Source organism: Brevibacillus sp. SYP-B805 (assembly GCF_011059135.1).
Lineage (GTDB): Bacteria > Bacillota > Bacilli > Brevibacillales > Brevibacillaceae > Brevibacillus_F.
In genome coordinates this window covers 1-15,532 of the sequence record NZ_JAALGD010000025.1, presented here as the reverse complement: position 1 = coordinate 15,532, position 15,532 = coordinate 1, and the positions used below count along the sequence as shown (strand labels likewise).

At 49.1% G+C, this 15,532-nt stretch carries 11 protein-coding genes and 9 tRNA genes; 19 read left to right on the top strand and 1 reads right to left on the bottom strand.

The window, feature by feature from the left end:
- The first annotated feature begins 22 nt into the window (after positions 1-22).
- The 10 genes from G3578_RS20535 (at position 23) to rocF (ending at position 1,981) form a co-directional block, all read left to right on the top strand.
- Positions 23-99: transfer RNA gene (locus G3578_RS20535), tRNA-Glu, on the top strand.
- A gap of 73 nt (positions 100-172) precedes the next feature.
- A tRNA-Val gene (locus G3578_RS20530) sits at positions 173-248 on the top strand.
- A gap of 4 nt (positions 249-252) precedes the next feature.
- A tRNA-Tyr gene (locus tag G3578_RS20525) sits at positions 253-337 on the top strand.
- A 9-nt stretch (positions 338-346) separates the two neighbouring features.
- Positions 347-421 (top strand) — tRNA-Gln (locus tag G3578_RS20520).
- Positions 422-431: 10 nt separating this feature from the next.
- Positions 432-507: transfer RNA gene (locus G3578_RS20515), tRNA-Lys, on the top strand.
- Positions 508-587: 80 nt separating this feature from the next.
- Positions 588-663, top strand: a tRNA-Gly gene (locus tag G3578_RS20510).
- Between the two features lie 5 nt (positions 664-668).
- A tRNA-Arg gene (locus G3578_RS20505) sits at positions 669-745 on the top strand.
- Positions 746-753: 8 nt separating this feature from the next.
- Positions 754-830, top strand: a tRNA-Pro gene (locus G3578_RS20500).
- A gap of 38 nt (positions 831-868) precedes the next feature.
- A tRNA-Gly gene (locus G3578_RS20495) sits at positions 869-942 on the top strand.
- Positions 943-1,084: 142 nt separating this feature from the next.
- Positions 1,085-1,981, top strand: coding sequence for an arginase (gene rocF / locus G3578_RS20490; RefSeq protein WP_165215673.1), 897 nt, complete (start codon positions 1,085-1,087; stop codon positions 1,979-1,981).
- 147 nt (positions 1,982-2,128) lie between these two features.
- On the opposite strand, the gene G3578_RS20485 is transcribed toward rocF, so the two are convergent.
- A complete protein-coding gene (locus G3578_RS20485; protein WP_165215671.1) occupies positions 2,129-2,281 on the bottom strand; it encodes an aspartyl-phosphate phosphatase Spo0E family protein in 153 nt (50 codons plus the stop codon).
- Positions 2,282-2,463: 182 nt separating this feature from the next.
- On the opposite strand from G3578_RS20485, the gene sigW reads away from it, so the two are divergent.
- From sigW to G3578_RS20440, 9 genes are all read left to right on the top strand, one after another.
- A complete protein-coding gene (gene sigW / locus G3578_RS20480) occupies positions 2,464-3,027 on the top strand; it encodes an RNA polymerase sigma factor SigW (RefSeq protein WP_165215668.1) in 564 nt (187 codons plus the stop codon).
- Positions 3,028-3,048: 21 nt separating this feature from the next.
- Positions 3,049-3,672: a zf-HC2 domain-containing protein gene (locus tag G3578_RS20475; RefSeq protein ID WP_165215666.1), complete on the top strand. Its 624-nt coding sequence runs from the start codon at positions 3,049-3,051 to the stop codon at positions 3,670-3,672.
- A 110-nt stretch (positions 3,673-3,782) separates the two neighbouring features.
- Positions 3,783-4,598, top strand: coding sequence for a diadenylate cyclase CdaA (gene cdaA / locus G3578_RS20470; RefSeq protein WP_165215663.1), 816 nt, complete (start codon positions 3,783-3,785; stop codon positions 4,596-4,598).
- Positions 4,591-5,832 (top strand): CdaR family protein, encoded by a 1,242-nt coding sequence (locus G3578_RS20465; protein ID WP_165215661.1) that lies wholly within the window; start codon positions 4,591-4,593, stop codon positions 5,830-5,832. The genes cdaA and G3578_RS20465 overlap by 8 nt, the downstream gene beginning before the upstream one ends.
- 43 nt (positions 5,833-5,875) lie before the next feature.
- Complete coding sequence (gene glmM / locus G3578_RS20460) at positions 5,876-7,222, top strand: phosphoglucosamine mutase (protein WP_165215658.1); 1,347 nt, start codon at positions 5,876-5,878, stop codon at positions 7,220-7,222.
- Positions 7,223-7,656: 434 nt separating this feature from the next.
- Positions 7,657-9,489, top strand: coding sequence for a glutamine--fructose-6-phosphate transaminase (isomerizing) (gene glmS, locus G3578_RS20455; RefSeq protein ID WP_165215655.1), 1,833 nt, complete (start codon positions 7,657-7,659; stop codon positions 9,487-9,489).
- Between the two features lie 808 nt (positions 9,490-10,297).
- Positions 10,298-11,428 (top strand): hypothetical protein, encoded by a 1,131-nt coding sequence (locus tag G3578_RS20450; protein WP_165215653.1) that lies wholly within the window; start codon positions 10,298-10,300, stop codon positions 11,426-11,428.
- Positions 11,428-13,413 (top strand): McrB family protein, encoded by a 1,986-nt coding sequence (locus G3578_RS20445; protein WP_165215650.1) that lies wholly within the window; start codon positions 11,428-11,430, stop codon positions 13,411-13,413. The genes G3578_RS20450 and G3578_RS20445 overlap by 1 nt, the downstream gene beginning before the upstream one ends.
- Positions 13,397-15,208, top strand: coding sequence for a DUF2357 domain-containing protein (locus tag G3578_RS20440; protein ID WP_165215648.1), 1,812 nt, complete (start codon positions 13,397-13,399; stop codon positions 15,206-15,208). Before G3578_RS20445 ends, G3578_RS20440 begins: the two co-directional genes overlap by 17 nt.
- Positions 15,209-15,532 lie beyond the last annotated feature (324 nt).

Sequence of the window (15,532 nt, the reverse complement as noted above, 5' to 3'; positions counted from 1 at the left end):
TTTTCGGGGGCCCCTGAAACCTGGCCCGTTGGTGAAGTGGTTTAACACAGCAGCCTTTCACGCTGTCATACAGGGGTTCGAATCCCCTACGGGTCACCATTTCAAGCATTGGATTCCCCGCAAAGCGTTCGACATGCGTTTCCAAACGAAGCGTCGCTTTGCGGGATGTTGGGGAGGCTTAGCTCAGCTGGGAGAGCATCTGCCTTACAAGCAGAGGGTCGGCGGTTCGATCCCGTCAGCCTCCACCATCTCGGGGAGATAGCGAAGTGGCTAAACGCGGCAGACTGTAAATCTGCTCCCTCTGGGTTCGGCGGTTCGAATCCGTCTCTCCCCACCACTTCAACCTTGGGGCATAGCCAAGCGGTAAGGCAACGGACTTTGACTCCGTCATTCCTAGGTTCGAATCCTAGTGCCCCAGCCATTTTCATGATGAGCCATTAGCTCAGTTGGTAGAGCATCTGACTTTTAATCAGAGGGTCGAAGGTTCGAGTCCTTCATGGCTCACCAGTTCCATCCCCCAAAAGCGACCTGATGCGTTGCAGCTAATTCCAAGTGCTTTTCGGGGATCCCATATCAGAAAAGAGTGTGCGGACGTAGCTCAATTGGTAGAGCGTCGCCTTGCCAAGGCGAAGGTCGCGGGTTCGAGACCCGTCGTCCGCTCCATATGTGTGCCCTTAGCTCAGCCGGATAGAGCGTTTGACTACGAATCAAAAGGTCGGGAGTTCGAATCTCTCAGGGCACGCCATTTTTCGTCGGGAAGTAGCTCAGCTTGGTAGAGTACTTGGCTTGGGACCAAGGGGTCGCAGGTTCGAATCCTGTCTTCCCGACCACGAACCTTTTTTACGGTTCATCAGAGATGCCAAATCATGCGGGTGTAGTTCAATGGTAGAACTCCAGCCTTCCAAGCTGGCCGCGTGGGTTCGATTCCCATCACCCGCTCCATACATAACCTTGCAAAAACGGGTGTGCTGCTTGCGGCATGCTCGTTTTTTTCTAATATCTATGCAAAATCCTGTCGAGTTGAGTCATTTCCCTTCCCGGGGCTACAATAAGGAAAGAGCGAATGAGGGAAGGAGCCTGCACGATGAACAAAAACATCACCATTATTGGCGTACCCATGGATCTCGGAGCGGATCGCCGCGGAGTCGACATGGGGCCGGCTGCCATCCGCTACGCGGGGGTAGTCAACCGCTTGCAGAGCATGGGCTTTCAAATAAAAGATATCGGGGATATTACCGTCGAGCGGCCCCATCATTTTTCCGAAACGGAAAACCACAAATACCTGGATCAGGTTGTCGAGGCCAATACGCTTCTGGCAGAGGCCGTCAGCGCCGAAATGGCCGAGGGGCGCTTCCCGCTGGTGCTTGGCGGCGATCACAGCATCGCGCTCGGCACCATCGCGGGGGTTGCGAAGCATGTGAAAAATCTGGGGGTCATCTGGTTTGACGCACACGGCGACCTGAACACCGGAGAGACCTCGCCGTCCGGCAATATTCACGGCATGCCGCTTGCCGCAAGCCTTGGCATCGGCCACAAGCGCCTGACCGAAATCGGCGGCTTCTCCCCCAAAATCAAACCGGAGAACGTCGTTATTATTGGCGCCCGCGACCTGGACCCGGGCGAACGGCAACTGATCAAGCGGCTTGGCATCAAAGTGTTTACGATGCATGAGATCGACAAGCTGGGCATGGCACGGGTGATGGAAGAAGCGCTTGATCACGTGCGGAAAGGCACAGACGGGGTTCACCTAAGCCTTGACCTGGACGGGTTGGATCCGCATGACGCTCCGGGGGTCGGGACACCGGTCATCGGCGGGATCTCGTACAGGGAAGGTCACCTGGCGCTGGAAATGCTGGCGGACGCCGACCTGTTGGTTTCCGCCGAGTTTGTGGAGGTTAATCCGATTCTTGATCGGGAAAACATGACGGCCCGCGTCGCGGTTGCCTTGATGAGCTCCGCGTTTGGAGACAAGCTGCTGTAAGCCAACGGCCGCGCTCGCTGTGCCCGGCAAGCGTTCACATTCACGTTTTCCGGCAGAATCTCTCCGGGCGCCCCTGCTACCAGCGGGGGAGAATCACGGCAGGCCGGACGTCACAAAAATAAGAGAGGGGAGCCCCTCTCTTTTTCTTTATGCATGGGAATGATACCATGTATTCAGCAATTGATCCAGCCTGACGCTTAACGCAAGCAGCTCGGGCGTGATGGCGGAGTGCCGTTTGTACTGTTCGTTTATTTCCAGGCGAAGCTTCTCGATCTCGCGCAGGACTTGTTCCTTGTCCATCCGTACAGCACTCCTTTCTTGAAGTTACCAATTATTTACCCAACACCATTATATGGCGAAACCTGGATATTATTCCCAATCATGTGCAATACGCGTTTTCCCGCAAAAAAGCGAGCGCAAAAATGAAACCAAATGAGGTATGCTTCGTATAGCTAGGGGACGGCGATGCCGGGGAGGATCAAATGGAATTCGTAGAAAAACGATTGCTGGAGCGAGCGAAACGCGGAGATCGCGAAGCGTTTGCCGAGTTGATTGAAATATACAAAGACAAAATTTTTCAATTGGCCTATCGGATGGTGGGCAATCGTCAGGAAGCGGAGGATATTGCGCAGGAGACGTTCCTGCGCGTGTTCGCCAATCTGCATACGTATGATGAGAACTACAAGTTTTCCACATGGATTTACCGCATCGCGACGAACCTTTGCATCGACAGGGGCCGGAAGAAACGGCCGGATTTCTCGTTGGATGAACAGGCGGAGGGAACGGAAGGGTTGGACTGGTATTCGCGCCTCTCTTCCAACGAACAGACGCCGGAGGAGCGGGTGGTTACCCAGGAGTTGCAGGAAACGGTGCAGAAGGCCTTGAACCAGCTGGCGCCGAAGTACCGTTCCATCATGATCCTGCGCTACATTGAGGATTTGTCCCTGCAGGAAATCAGCGATGTGTTGAAATTGCCCGTTTCCACCATCAAGACACGCATTCACCGTGGGCGTGAAGCTTTGCGCGGCAGACTGAACTTCATGTAAACGAAAGGAGTCCAACGACAAATGGAATGCAGACAAGCAAATCTCCTGATCCATGAGTTTCTGGATGGAGACCTTGACGAACTGTCCAATCAACAACTGCAAGAGCATCTCCGGACCTGTCAGGCATGCTGCCAGCATCTGCATGAGCTGAAGCGGGCCATCGCCTTTCTCCAGAGTGCGTCGCATATCCATGTGTCTGCCGATTTCACCGCCCGGGTACTCGCGCAGCTCCCCTCTCCCTCCAAAGCCAACCGGGTCTCCAACTGGCTTCGGCAGCATCCGTTCCTTGTCGCGGCGGCTGTGTTTTTCTTCCTGATGACGGGCAGCTTGACGGCTTCCTGGTTTGAACAGGATGAAACTCTGCAGGTCTCCTCCGCCCATCTCGATAAGCTGAAAATTGACAAGGAGCGCAATGTGGTGGTGGTTCCTTCCGGGGTGACCATCGATGGCGATCTGGTTGTGCGGAACGGCAGCGTGGAGGTACTGGGAAAAGTAAAAGGAAATGTAGTGGCGATCGAAGGAAAGGTGTTTCTCGCCTCCACCGCGCAGGTGGCCGGCGATACGGAGTCCATCGAGGCGATTTTCGATTGGATCTGGTATGAATTGAAAAATATCGGAAATGACTTGCTTCCATTGGCACCTTAGGCGAAAATAGAAAAGGGAACAGCACGGCACATGCAGCCGTGCTTTTTTCCACAATCAACAAAAGCAGAGAGACGCAAGACGATTTGGAGCGAAAAGATGGGGGCTTCGCGATGGTTTCGATCGATTATGGGGATCTGATACGGTACGCGATCGATATTTTACTGGTCTCGTACGTGATTTATAAATTGATCATGCTGATACGCGGGACAAGAGCCGTCCAACTGCTGAAAGGGATCATGGTGATCGTCGTGACCTGGCTGTTGAGCCGGTACTTCGAATTAACCACCCTTCACTGGCTGATGTCCCAAGCATTCACCTTCGGGGTGCTGGCGCTGGTCATCATCTTTCAGCCGGAGCTGCGGCGCGCTCTGGAACAGTTGGGCCGGGGCAAGCTGTTCTCCCGCTCCTACACCAGCCAGGACGAGGATACGCTGCGCCGGATGGTGCAGGAGGTGGGGAAATCCGTTACCTACATGGCCAAGCGGAGAATCGGGGCGCTGATCGTGATAGAACGGGATACCGGCTTGAACGATTATGTGGAAACCGGGATTGCCATCAATGGGCGGGTCAGCTCCGAACTGCTGATCAATATTTTTATACCCAATACGCCGCTGCATGACGGCGCGGTGATTCTGCGCAAAGACACCGTGCTGGCGGCCGGCTGTTATCTGCCGCTCTCCGAAAACACCTCCATCTCCAAGGAACTGGGCACCCGCCACCGGGCTGCCATCGGGATGAGCGAGGTGTCGGACGGGCTGTCGGTCGTCGTGTCCGAGGAGACCGGCCAGGTATCGTTTGCGGTGAACGGCGAGGTGCGCCGCAATTTGACCGAAGAGCAGCTGACCGAACTGCTGCTGGAACATCTCACACCTCCGGCAAAAAGCTCCATGGCAAGTCGTTGGCAATGGAGGCGAAAGCATGGATAAATGGTTAAACAGTCACTGGTTTGCCCGCGCGATTGCGCTGCTGATGGCCGCCATGCTCTGGATGGTGGTGAACATGGAGTCCGAACCGGGCATGACGACCGATGTGAGTCAGCCGGTTTTCATTGACGGGGTAACCCTGCACGTCTATTACGACACCGATCGCTACCATCTGGTCAAACAGCCCAAAACAGTCAAGGTGGCCCTGGAGAGCAGCAATCCGTTTTACCGGCATAATTTCGTGCCGCCGGATTCGTACGAAGTATACGTCGACGCCACCAACCTGGGCAAAGGTACCCATAAAGTGCCTGTGCTGTACAAAGGGTTTCCGGAAGAAGCGCGCGTAGGAATTATTCCTAATGTGGTGGAAATCACGTTAGAAGAGAAGAAAACGGTGGAAAAAGAAGTGAAGGTGGATCTTCTGGGACAAGTCGCTCCCGGTTACACGGCGGGTGAGCCGATCGTCAAGCCGTTCCGGGCGCTGGTTCGGGTTCCGGAAAGCCAGGTGAACAATATCGCCGTGGTCAAAGCTTCGGTCGATCTGGAAGGAGCAACGGAGACGATCAAGAAGACGGTATCGCTCAAAGCGGTGGATAAATCAGGCAACGTGATCCAGGGGGTGGAGATCAATCCGCTGACAGTCGAGGTAAACATTCCGGTGACCAGTCCGTTTGCGACCGTTCCGCTAAAATTAAACTTGACGAACGAGCTGCCGGATGGCTATAGTTTGGCTGATGTGGAGATGAATACGGAAGAGGTGACGGTGTACGGGCCGAAGGAAGTCATCGATGCAATCAACACCTATCCGGGGCCGGAGATTGATTTGAGCAAAGTGACGGGGAACCAGTTCTTTCAACTGAAAATCCCTTATCTCGAGAACGTGGTCAGAGTGGAACCGGAGGACCTGCAGGTTACCTTGAAGGTTGTGCCGTCAGCGACAAAACGGCTGCAGCACGTGCCGATACGCGTGACGGGGTTGCCCGCCAATACGCAGGCCAGAGTGCTCGACGCCAACGGAAAAGAGATCTCCACGCTCGACTTCGATGTTGTGGGCGCGCCCCAGATTTTGAACAAACTAACCGTAGAGGATGTACAAGTGGTGGCCGACGTGACCAATCTGCCGGTCGGGGTACACGAAGTGACGCTCAATTACAATTACAACATGCCGCACTATCTGAAAACGGCGGCAAACGCAACCAAACAAGTGACGGTTGAAATCACGAAAACCCAACGGTAAACATAAGCTGAAGCTGGTAGACGCACAGAAATGAGGGACAAGAATGGGGAAGTATTTCGGAACAGATGGTGTACGTGGGATTGCTAATGAACAGTTAACGCCGGAGCTGGCCTTCAAGGTGGGCCGTTTCGGCGGCTACGTATTAACCAGACACAAGCAAGACGGCAAACCAAAGGTAGTCATCGGACGAGATACTCGCATTTCCGGTCAAATGCTGGAGAGCGCGCTGATTGCCGGATTGTTGTCGGTAGGAGCGGAAGTGGTGCGCCTTGGTGTGATTTCAACGGCAGGCGTAGCCTACTTGACGCGGGCGCTGGGAGCGGACGCGGGTGTCATGATTTCCGCCTCCCACAATCCCTATCCGGATAACGGCATCAAATTTTTTGGCAGCAACGGGTTCAAGCTCTCGGATGACGTGGAAGCCGAGATTGAGCAGCTCCTGGACGCGCCGGAGGATCGGCTGCCCCGCCCGACAGGCGAGAAGATCGGAACGGTGCTTGATTTTCTGGAGGGAGGCCAAAAGTATCTCTCCCATCTGAAAAATACTGTGTCGGAGCGGTTTGAAGGCCTGAAAGTGGTGCTGGACTGCGCCAATGGAGCGGTCTCCTCGCTGGCCGCCCGCCTGTTTGCCGACGTGGAGGCGGAAGTGATCACCGTTGGGGCCAGCCCGAACGGTGTCAACATCAACGAACAATGCGGCTCGACCCATCCCGAGAAGCTGCGGGAGGAAGTGCTGAAGCATAAAGCCGACCTCGGTCTCTCCTTCGATGGAGACGCCGACCGCTGCATCGCGGTGGATGAGACCGGGGAGATCATTGACGGCGATTACATCATGGCGATCTGCGCCCGGGCCCTCAAGGCGAAGGGCAAGCTGAACAACAACACCATCGTCACCACGGTGATGGCCAATCTCGGCTTCTTCAAGGCAATGGAAGAAGCGGGCATCAATACGACGAAGACGGCGGTGGGTGACCGTTACGTCGTGGAAGAGATGGTCCGCGGCGGGTATAATCTGGGCGGCGAGCAGTCTGGCCACATCATTTTCCTTGACCACAATACGACAGGCGACGGGCTGCTGACCGGCCTGCAGCTGCTGAATGTGATCAAGGAAGCGGGGAAACCGCTCTCCGAATTGAGACAGATCATGCGCAAGTACCCGCAGATCCTGGTGAATGTACCGGTCGCCGACAAAACGAAGCTGGCCGGCAACAGTGCCATCGAACAGGCGATCAAGGAAGTGGAGCAGGAACTGGCCGGCAACGGTCGCGTACTGGTACGCCCGTCCGGGACGGAGCCGATCGTCCGGGTAATGGCGGAAGGACCGGACGAGGCGCAGCTGCAGGCGCTGGTCGACCGGATCGCAGAGGTTGTCAAACAGGAGCTGGCATAAGGGAATACCCAGGAGCGGCACGCTGCCGCTCCTGCTTGCATATTGGTAAAAGGCAAAGGAATTGGTGGTTGACAGAGCCAAAACCTGTGGTAAAGTTATGGATGTACTTCAGATTGTCGGTGAAAGGGGGAATGCGTATCGAAGAAGCTTGACGGCTGACAGCAAACACCTGTTTTTCACGAAAGCGCCAGCACTGCGGCTGCCCGCCATGGAGCGCAGTGGACGAGGTGGAGGTTTATCGAATTGTTCGGCGGATGCCTCCCGGTAGCGGCGGATCACTACCGTTTGGCACAGGACAAAGCAGCGGGGCGACCCGTTGGACAAAGCCTGTGTCATGACCCGCAATCAAACAGACAGAATGGAATGACGGGGGCACACCCCCGTCGCGTGACAATCGGGTTGTGTCCCCGTCACAGAAAGGGGACCGTTTTTACATGTGCGGAATTGTGGGATATATTGGAGAGAAAAATGCGCAGGAGATCATCATCGGCGGTTTGAGCAAGCTGGAATACCGCGGGTATGACTCAGCGGGGATCGCCGTCTTGACGAAGGACGGGCTGGCTTACGAGAAAGCCAAGGGGCGTCTCGCGGTGCTGGAAGAGCGCCTGGAAGGCAAACCGCTCACCGGCAGCGTCGGAATCGGCCATACGCGCTGGGCGACCCACGGCAAACCGTCCGACGAGAATGCGCATCCGCATACGGACGCACACGCCAAGTTTGCGGTGGTGCACAACGGGATTATCGAGAACTTCCTCGCGATCAAGGAAGAGCTGATCGCCAAAGGATATACGTTTGTATCGGAAACAGACACGGAAGTCATCGCCCATCTGCTGGCCGACATGTACGACGGGGATATCGTCTCCACGGCCCAGCGAGCGGTACGCCGGATGAGAGGGGCCTATGCGCTCGGCATTATGACCGAACACGAGCCGGATAAGCTGGTGGCTGTACGTCTGGCCAGCCCGTTGATCGTGGGGGTAGGTGACGGGGAAAGTTTCATCGGCTCGGACATCCCTGCGCTGTTGGAGCATACCCGCGATGTCTACATTCTTAATGAGGGCGAAATGGCTGTCCTCACCCGCGAAGGCGTCGAGCTGTACAACGCCGAGACGGGCGAACGGATCGAGAAGGAACTGTTCCATGTCGACTGGGATCTGGTGCAGGCCGAAAAAGGCGGCTATGACTCCTTCATGCTGAAGGAGATCAACGAGCAGCCGCAAGCGGTTCGGGATACGATGGGGGCCCGCATCGATCCGGAGACCAAGCGCGTGGTGCTGCCCGAGCTGAAGATGAGCGATGCCGAGCTGGCGACGTACGACCGCATCTACATCGTCGCCTGCGGAACCTCGATGCATGCCGGTCTGGTCGGCAAAGAAGTGATCGAGAAGCTGGTGCGCGTACCGGTCGAGGTAGCCATCGCCTCGGAGTTCCGTTACCGCGACCCGATCTACACCCCGAATACGCTGGTAATCGTCATCAGCCAATCGGGCGAGACGGCCGACACCCTGGCCGCGCTGCGTGAAGCGAAAAAGAGCGGCGTGAAAGTGCTGGCGATCACCAACGTGGTAGGCAGCTCGGTCGCCCGTGAAGCGGATGAGGTGCTCTTCACCTGGGCAGGCCCGGAAGTGGCGGTCGCCTCCACCAAGGCATACACCAGCCAGGTCGTGGTGCTCAACCTGTTCGCCCTGTATCTGGCACAGGTCAAAGGCACCCAAACCCCTGAGCAGATCGCGGAAATCGTCGACCAAATGCTGCAGCTGCCGGCGAAGATTGGCGAAATCCTGAAACGGACCGACGCCCTCCGTTCGTACGCCGAGAGCATCAAAGAGGTAAACAGCCTGTTCTTCATCGGCCGCAGCCTGGATTACGCCGTGTCGCTGGAAGGTTCACTGAAGCTGAAAGAAATTTCGTATATCCATTCGGAAGCGTATGCAGCCGGCGAATTGAAGCACGGTACGCTCGCCCTGATTGAGGACAATGTCCCGGTGATCGCCCTGGCCACCCAGCCGGACATCTACGAAAAAATGATCAGCAACATCGTCGAAGTGAAAGCTCGGGGCGCCCGCGTCCTCGGCTTTGCCCTCGAAGGCGACGAGGAACTGATCAAAACCGTGGACGAAGTGATCCACATCCCGGCAACCCTGCCGTTCCTGACACCGCTTTTGACCGTCATTCCATTGCAGCTGCTCGCCTACTACGCTTCCACCGCCAGAGGGAACGATGTTGACAAACCGCGCAATCTGGCGAAGAGCGTGACGGTGGAGTGAGTAGATATTTTTACTGTTGTTTTTGTGTATAGAGATAATACTGCATTTGACTGTATAATAAAGTTGTAGACTGAGATAGACGCTCAATGGGTGCTTGAAGATAGGCCCAACACGATACTACAACTTTGTAATTATACGTCTATTTGTCGAGCTACCTGCTGGGTAGCTCTTTTTATTTTGTAAAGGATGTTTTTGGTATATAAATTTATGGGTCTGATCATACCCCTGGGGGACTTTCCCCGTGCTCCGGTTATTTCATTCGGCTACTTTGGCTATAGGACATCTAGAAAGCAATTATTGTCGTATATCCGACAATGGTAGTTGGTTTATATCAAGGTGTTATTGGAAGGGCTCGTGAATAAAAGCGTACATTCGGATCAAATTGTGCTAGATCATAATCGAAAAATTAAGCCATTATCAAACTGGTACAGTGGAACGGTGGGCATATCGATTGGTGGTAAGAATCAAAAAGTCACTATAACGAGAATCGATACAAAATGAAAATTAATAGGAAACTGGTGGAATAATTCATCCTGAATCATAGAACAAATGTCGAGGCGTATCTCGTGTCCAAAGACCTATAACACAAAATTGAAACAAAATAGATAAATGAAATATTAGTATTTGCATGCGGAAAATAATCTCAACGAAACATTACATGCTCAAGTGTTATTAAACGTCAAAAGCTCGCAAAACCAAAAAATTTCATATTCATTCTTCAGCTTTCTAAAACCGTGGTATAAAATTACATAATAGGTCTGAATGACTAAGGATACCTTCATCAGTATATATTGAGGGAGGATTATTGATGGAAAAAGGCATATGGAAATGGATCATTACTAGTATTCCAGACTCAAAGCTCGTTGAACTAGTATTAACATTAAATCAACGCAGAACACAACGAAATAAGATCGCTATTAAGGGCTTCAGTGATCTTACAAGAATCAAAAAAGACCAGTTTAAGCTGATTAGAAATAGGATTGAGAAGGAAGTACTGAAACCCCAAAACTTATTAGAAATCCAATCATTGCTCAAACAGCAGGAAGATCTGTCTGACAATGCCTCCTTCCCAATAGAGACTCTAGGAGTAGATGAGCTTTATGAAATTGTAACCACGGAAACAGCCTCATATTCCATCGTAGACTTAATGGTTTTCCTTCTCACTAGCACGAATGAAGAAGTTAGACAAAAAGCAGAACAATTATATGAGAAATTGCAGGAAAATGAATCGTTGGAAAAATTGGCATCAAATAGCGAAAGCAACAAGGCTTCCAAGCAGGAGGAAGAAGCTGAAAAATCTGTAAATACTGTGCAACAGCCTGATGAAACTTTAGAACAGCTCCATCATCAGATCATCCAAATCACCAACGAGAATAAACAGCTAGCTAATGAAATCAAATCTCAAAAAAAGATTATTGTTGGGTTAGAAAGTGAATTGAAGGAAGCCAAAAAAGAGTTAGAGAAACGAGAGAACGAATTAGAGTTGCGGAAGAATGAACTCAGTACGAGAGATAAAAAAATTAAAGAATTGATGGAAAAGATTGCTGTCTTAGAACAGAACAAGGAAGAGCAGAAAAATCAAATTGCTTATCTGAATTCTGAACTCAGTCAGTATAAAATTGAAATAGAGAAGTACAAAAACGAAATTAGTACATTAAACAGTGAAATGAGCCTGAGAAAAATTCCAGTTGTATTAATTGATAACGGGAAGGTACTAGAATCATTACAAAGTCAGCGCTATAACATTACTTTGCTGACAACCAATGATCTCGATAATACGGTAGTGTTAGAACAAGCGGAACAGATCTGGTATGCCACGTTTAGAGTTACACCTCAGAAAAAAGCAAAACTGAAGGAACTCTATGGAGAGAAAATTGTGGAGTTCGAAAATTATAATAAACTACGTGAGTACTGTAATGCAGGGATGGTGCTGAAATAATGAAGCGTCTAAAAAAATGGGATATGGATTTAATTGGAGCACTTGCAACCGACGAAGAGGCTTATGAATATCAGGGTAGGAGCCGATCGATATTTCGTAATTCACAAAACTATTTGCAGTTTTATATTAAACTTCTTAGTGCTGAACCCCCCTATAGCTTACCAAGAGATCGGAAGTTATTTACGTGTTATTCCAGTGACTTGGAGAAATATGGTTTCCAGGATGATTTTTCGAATTCAGATTTGGAAAGTAGAATTGAAAACTTAAAAGATTTTTTAAATGACAGCTTGATTGTCTTTCAACCTTATCTCAAAGTGCTGCCAAACCACGATGAAGTATACGTTGCTTCCGAGATAAGGTTGGTCCCCAAATTGGATACGTACAAGACCGATCAGATGTTTATGACAGTTCCTGTATTCAGCAAAGAAGTCCACGACATCAATCAAAATGAGTTCGAACTTAATTTATTGAATAGAAAGTTTTTGGGGCGGATCGACAATATCTCAAAAGAGCTGGATGACACCCCGACGATTGTGCTGTGGAAAGAAAATGAACAAGACTATTTTATGTATGGTCCTTTTAATAAACATGATTATGCCCACGGCGGATTAATCCTGTTAGCCGATCAACCATTTAAAAAGTGTTTATTTACATGGTTACATAAAGCCTATTATATGGGGAAGAGAGACACCGTTATTTTTATTGATGTGGAAACGTACACAAGAATGCAGGATGAACTTGAGAAACAAATACCATACGAAGAGATGGTGAATACTGAAGATTATGATGAAATAATGGAAACAAATATAGATGTAAAGACAGAGCAAGAGGTCGCGCCAGACAAAGCTTCCCAGAAACCGGCAGCAGGGTCTATAGATGAGAATCGTCCAACCAAAGAGGACGAATTCATGGAGGCTTTCCTGCGCGAAACCAGAGAAATGGGACTAGTCTATAAAGAAAAAGATTTATATAACTTTCATACAGCCATGAAGTCCAACTCCTTGACTATCCTGGCCGGCATGAGCGGAACCGGTAAATCGAAACTGGTTCAGGCCTATGGCAAGGCGCTCGGCCTAGATGCTAGCCAACTAGTTTTTATCCCTGTACGTCCTTCTTGGACCGACGATTCAGATCTATTGGGATATGTTGACATAAAAAATATGATCTATCGCCCAGGCGACTCTGGACTTGTCGACGCCTTAAACCAGGCTCAGCGTCAAGATCGGAAATTATATATTATCTGTTTTGATGAGATGAACCTGGCTCGAGTGGAGCATTATTTTTCCCAGTTTTTATCTGTTCTTGAGATGGAGCCGAGCCGGAGAACATTACGCCTATATAGCGGAAACATCGAGCAGCAAGTGTATAACTCAGCCACATACAGTCCGGAAATTCAAATAGGGAACAATGTAATTTTTGTAGGAACAGTGAATCTTGATGAATCTACCTATCACTTCTCGGATAAGGTTCTTGATCGAGCCAACGTGATTACCCTTGAAGTAGAGCCATTTGTCAAGCTTCAACAAATAGAAAGAAAAGGGCATAAGCAACAACCCAAAGAACCGATAACCTTTGAGGAGTACAACCAATTTAGAAAGTCTGAAGACTCCTCCATGTCCCTCACATCAGATGAGTTAAACTTCTTGTGGGAAATGCACTTGATCATGCAAACCGAGAATAAGAACCTCGGTGTAGGACCACGGGTTGTAAAACAAATAGACTTATATCTGAAAAATCTACCCCAAAATCCTTTTTTGTCCAGGGAGGAGGCGTTTGATTTACAAATTGTACAAAGAGTATTAACTAAGCTAAGAGGCCCTGAAGGTTTGTTGAAAAGTTTAGTTGGGAAGCTCGTTGAGGACAAACCCAATGGAAGCATCTATGCACTTTTAGAAAAACACGAGGGTATATCAAAGTTTACAAAGTCGAAGCAGGTACTCATTCAGAAAGCGAAAGAGTTGAAGGTAAATGGATTTACAATCTAACCTACCTTTTCAGTTATGGTTTCTCTTTAATCAAGAAAAATACAATTTTTCCGTTCAAACATTTTATACGGAAATCAAGGGGGAGGAATTTGATCGCCCAGTCTTTGAATTGCTGGAAAACATCCCCGTCAAAATTTTATTTAATTCCCCGTATAAAAATAGTCGTCTATACATGTACGGGTTAGATGCTGTGATTGAGGATCGAGTAGATATTGATGAAGATGGGGAAATCTATCTGCGTCCTTCTTCGGAAGAAGTGACCTTATACGATATTAATTACTATCCATTTATCCCTGCTCCCTACTTATTAAGGGTAGTAGTTGAGGAAAAGACTTATTACGCTCCGTTCCTCATTAAGTCTAAGCAGGTTTCTTTCGAGCAGTTAGAGTTAATGAAGAAAGAACTCGAAGAAGTCATGAAGGGACTGGCCTACGATCTAATACGACGAGTTTATGCTGCTTCACCAGAGGAACAACAGGTAGTGTTACCTCCACCATTACTTAAAAAATTTATGGCACTAAATAAGCATTATCCATATGTTATGGCAGCTTTAACGGATCTGTACGAAAAGATCAACTTTCGAATCCAAAAGGGTTATCGTTGGATCAGGGAAGAGCAGGCCACGACTCTCGATCAAATCTCGATACGCAGTGTTTTTGGACAAACCAAAAATCCTGGTTTTATCAAAGCGCCACATCGGGAAGTTAACTATAATCTCCCTGAGAACCAGTGGATTAAAGGGATCATTCGCAATGTTCTTACTGTACTAGATGATTTTATCAATATGATGGCTGCTCATCGTGTGCAGGTTCAAAAAGAGATGGAGGAATTAAGCCATTTTAAACACCAAGAGAGTAACAGAAGAATGTATCTAGAAAAAGAGAACGAGCTTGCGACTATAACGGAATACAATGATCGAGTTAATCAGATGCGAAGAGGTTTTCAAATGATTGCAAATGCCCCGTGGTATCAAGAAGTGGATATCAAATCTCTTTCGCATATCCCGCATGTCTTGACAACGGATTCGCGGTATCGGGCTTTATACCAGCTACATCGAGATCTTAATGACGAACAGATTGAAATTGCGATGCATCCCGTCTATACGTTTCAATGGAAGCGCACAGAAAAGCTCTACGAAATGTGGGGTTTTATTAAGATACTTAAGGTGCTCAAGGATAGCTTTCATTTTCAACCTCGAACAGGTTGGATATATAGTCGAAACTCGTTTGGAGAAAATTACATCATTCCTAATCTTCCGGCGGGAGAACGAATTGAACTAACGAATGATGAGTGGCGTTTAAACCTGGTTTATGATGGACAGCTGCCCCTTAGTGCAAGTCAAACCTCTGAAAGAGAAATTCCTCTGTCTATGGGGAAGAATAATCGCCCAGACACTAGAATTGATTTTTACAGGAATGACACTTATGCTGGAAGCTTATTGATTGACTTTAAATATCGACCGATCAGAAACTTCTGGGTTCATTCAACAAGAGACTCGCTGGGACGGAAAAAAGAAATGGATCAACTGATTGCTTATGTTAGGGATAGCCGTTCCGACTTCTTATATGGAGAAAAGGGAAAAGTGATAAGGCAGTTTGATCCGCGTCCAGTCATTGAGGCATGGGCAATTTATGCAGAAGTAAAAGAGAATCAAAGAACAAGTCATTATATCGAGGAAGATAGGATAAAGATAATTCCTTTTAACCCAGGAGATGACTTAAGTATTATTACTGATAACTTTGAAGAAGTTTTCCAGAAAGTTAGGGATAAATTTGATCTTGTATTCAACGATTAAATAAAAAAAGATAAGTCTGATAAGGCTTTGAATTCATTGTTAAACGAAAGATTGGCTAAAGCAAAAAAGATTCTTAATGAAGCTGGTCGAGAAGAATAAATATGATACTTATGTGAAAGGCCTATGTAGTGATTTCCGGATATTGCTAGAAAGGATTGTTGAATATGATTTGATGTCAACGCCGACTTAATTTTGACGAGTCTATAAACTATTTTGTGTAAACTCCTAACCTTCAAAATAGGGTACAATGAATTCAAAGAAAGGTTGGGAGAGCCCATGAGCCTGATGTCCAAAGAGCAACTCAAGCAGTGGATCAAGGAAAAG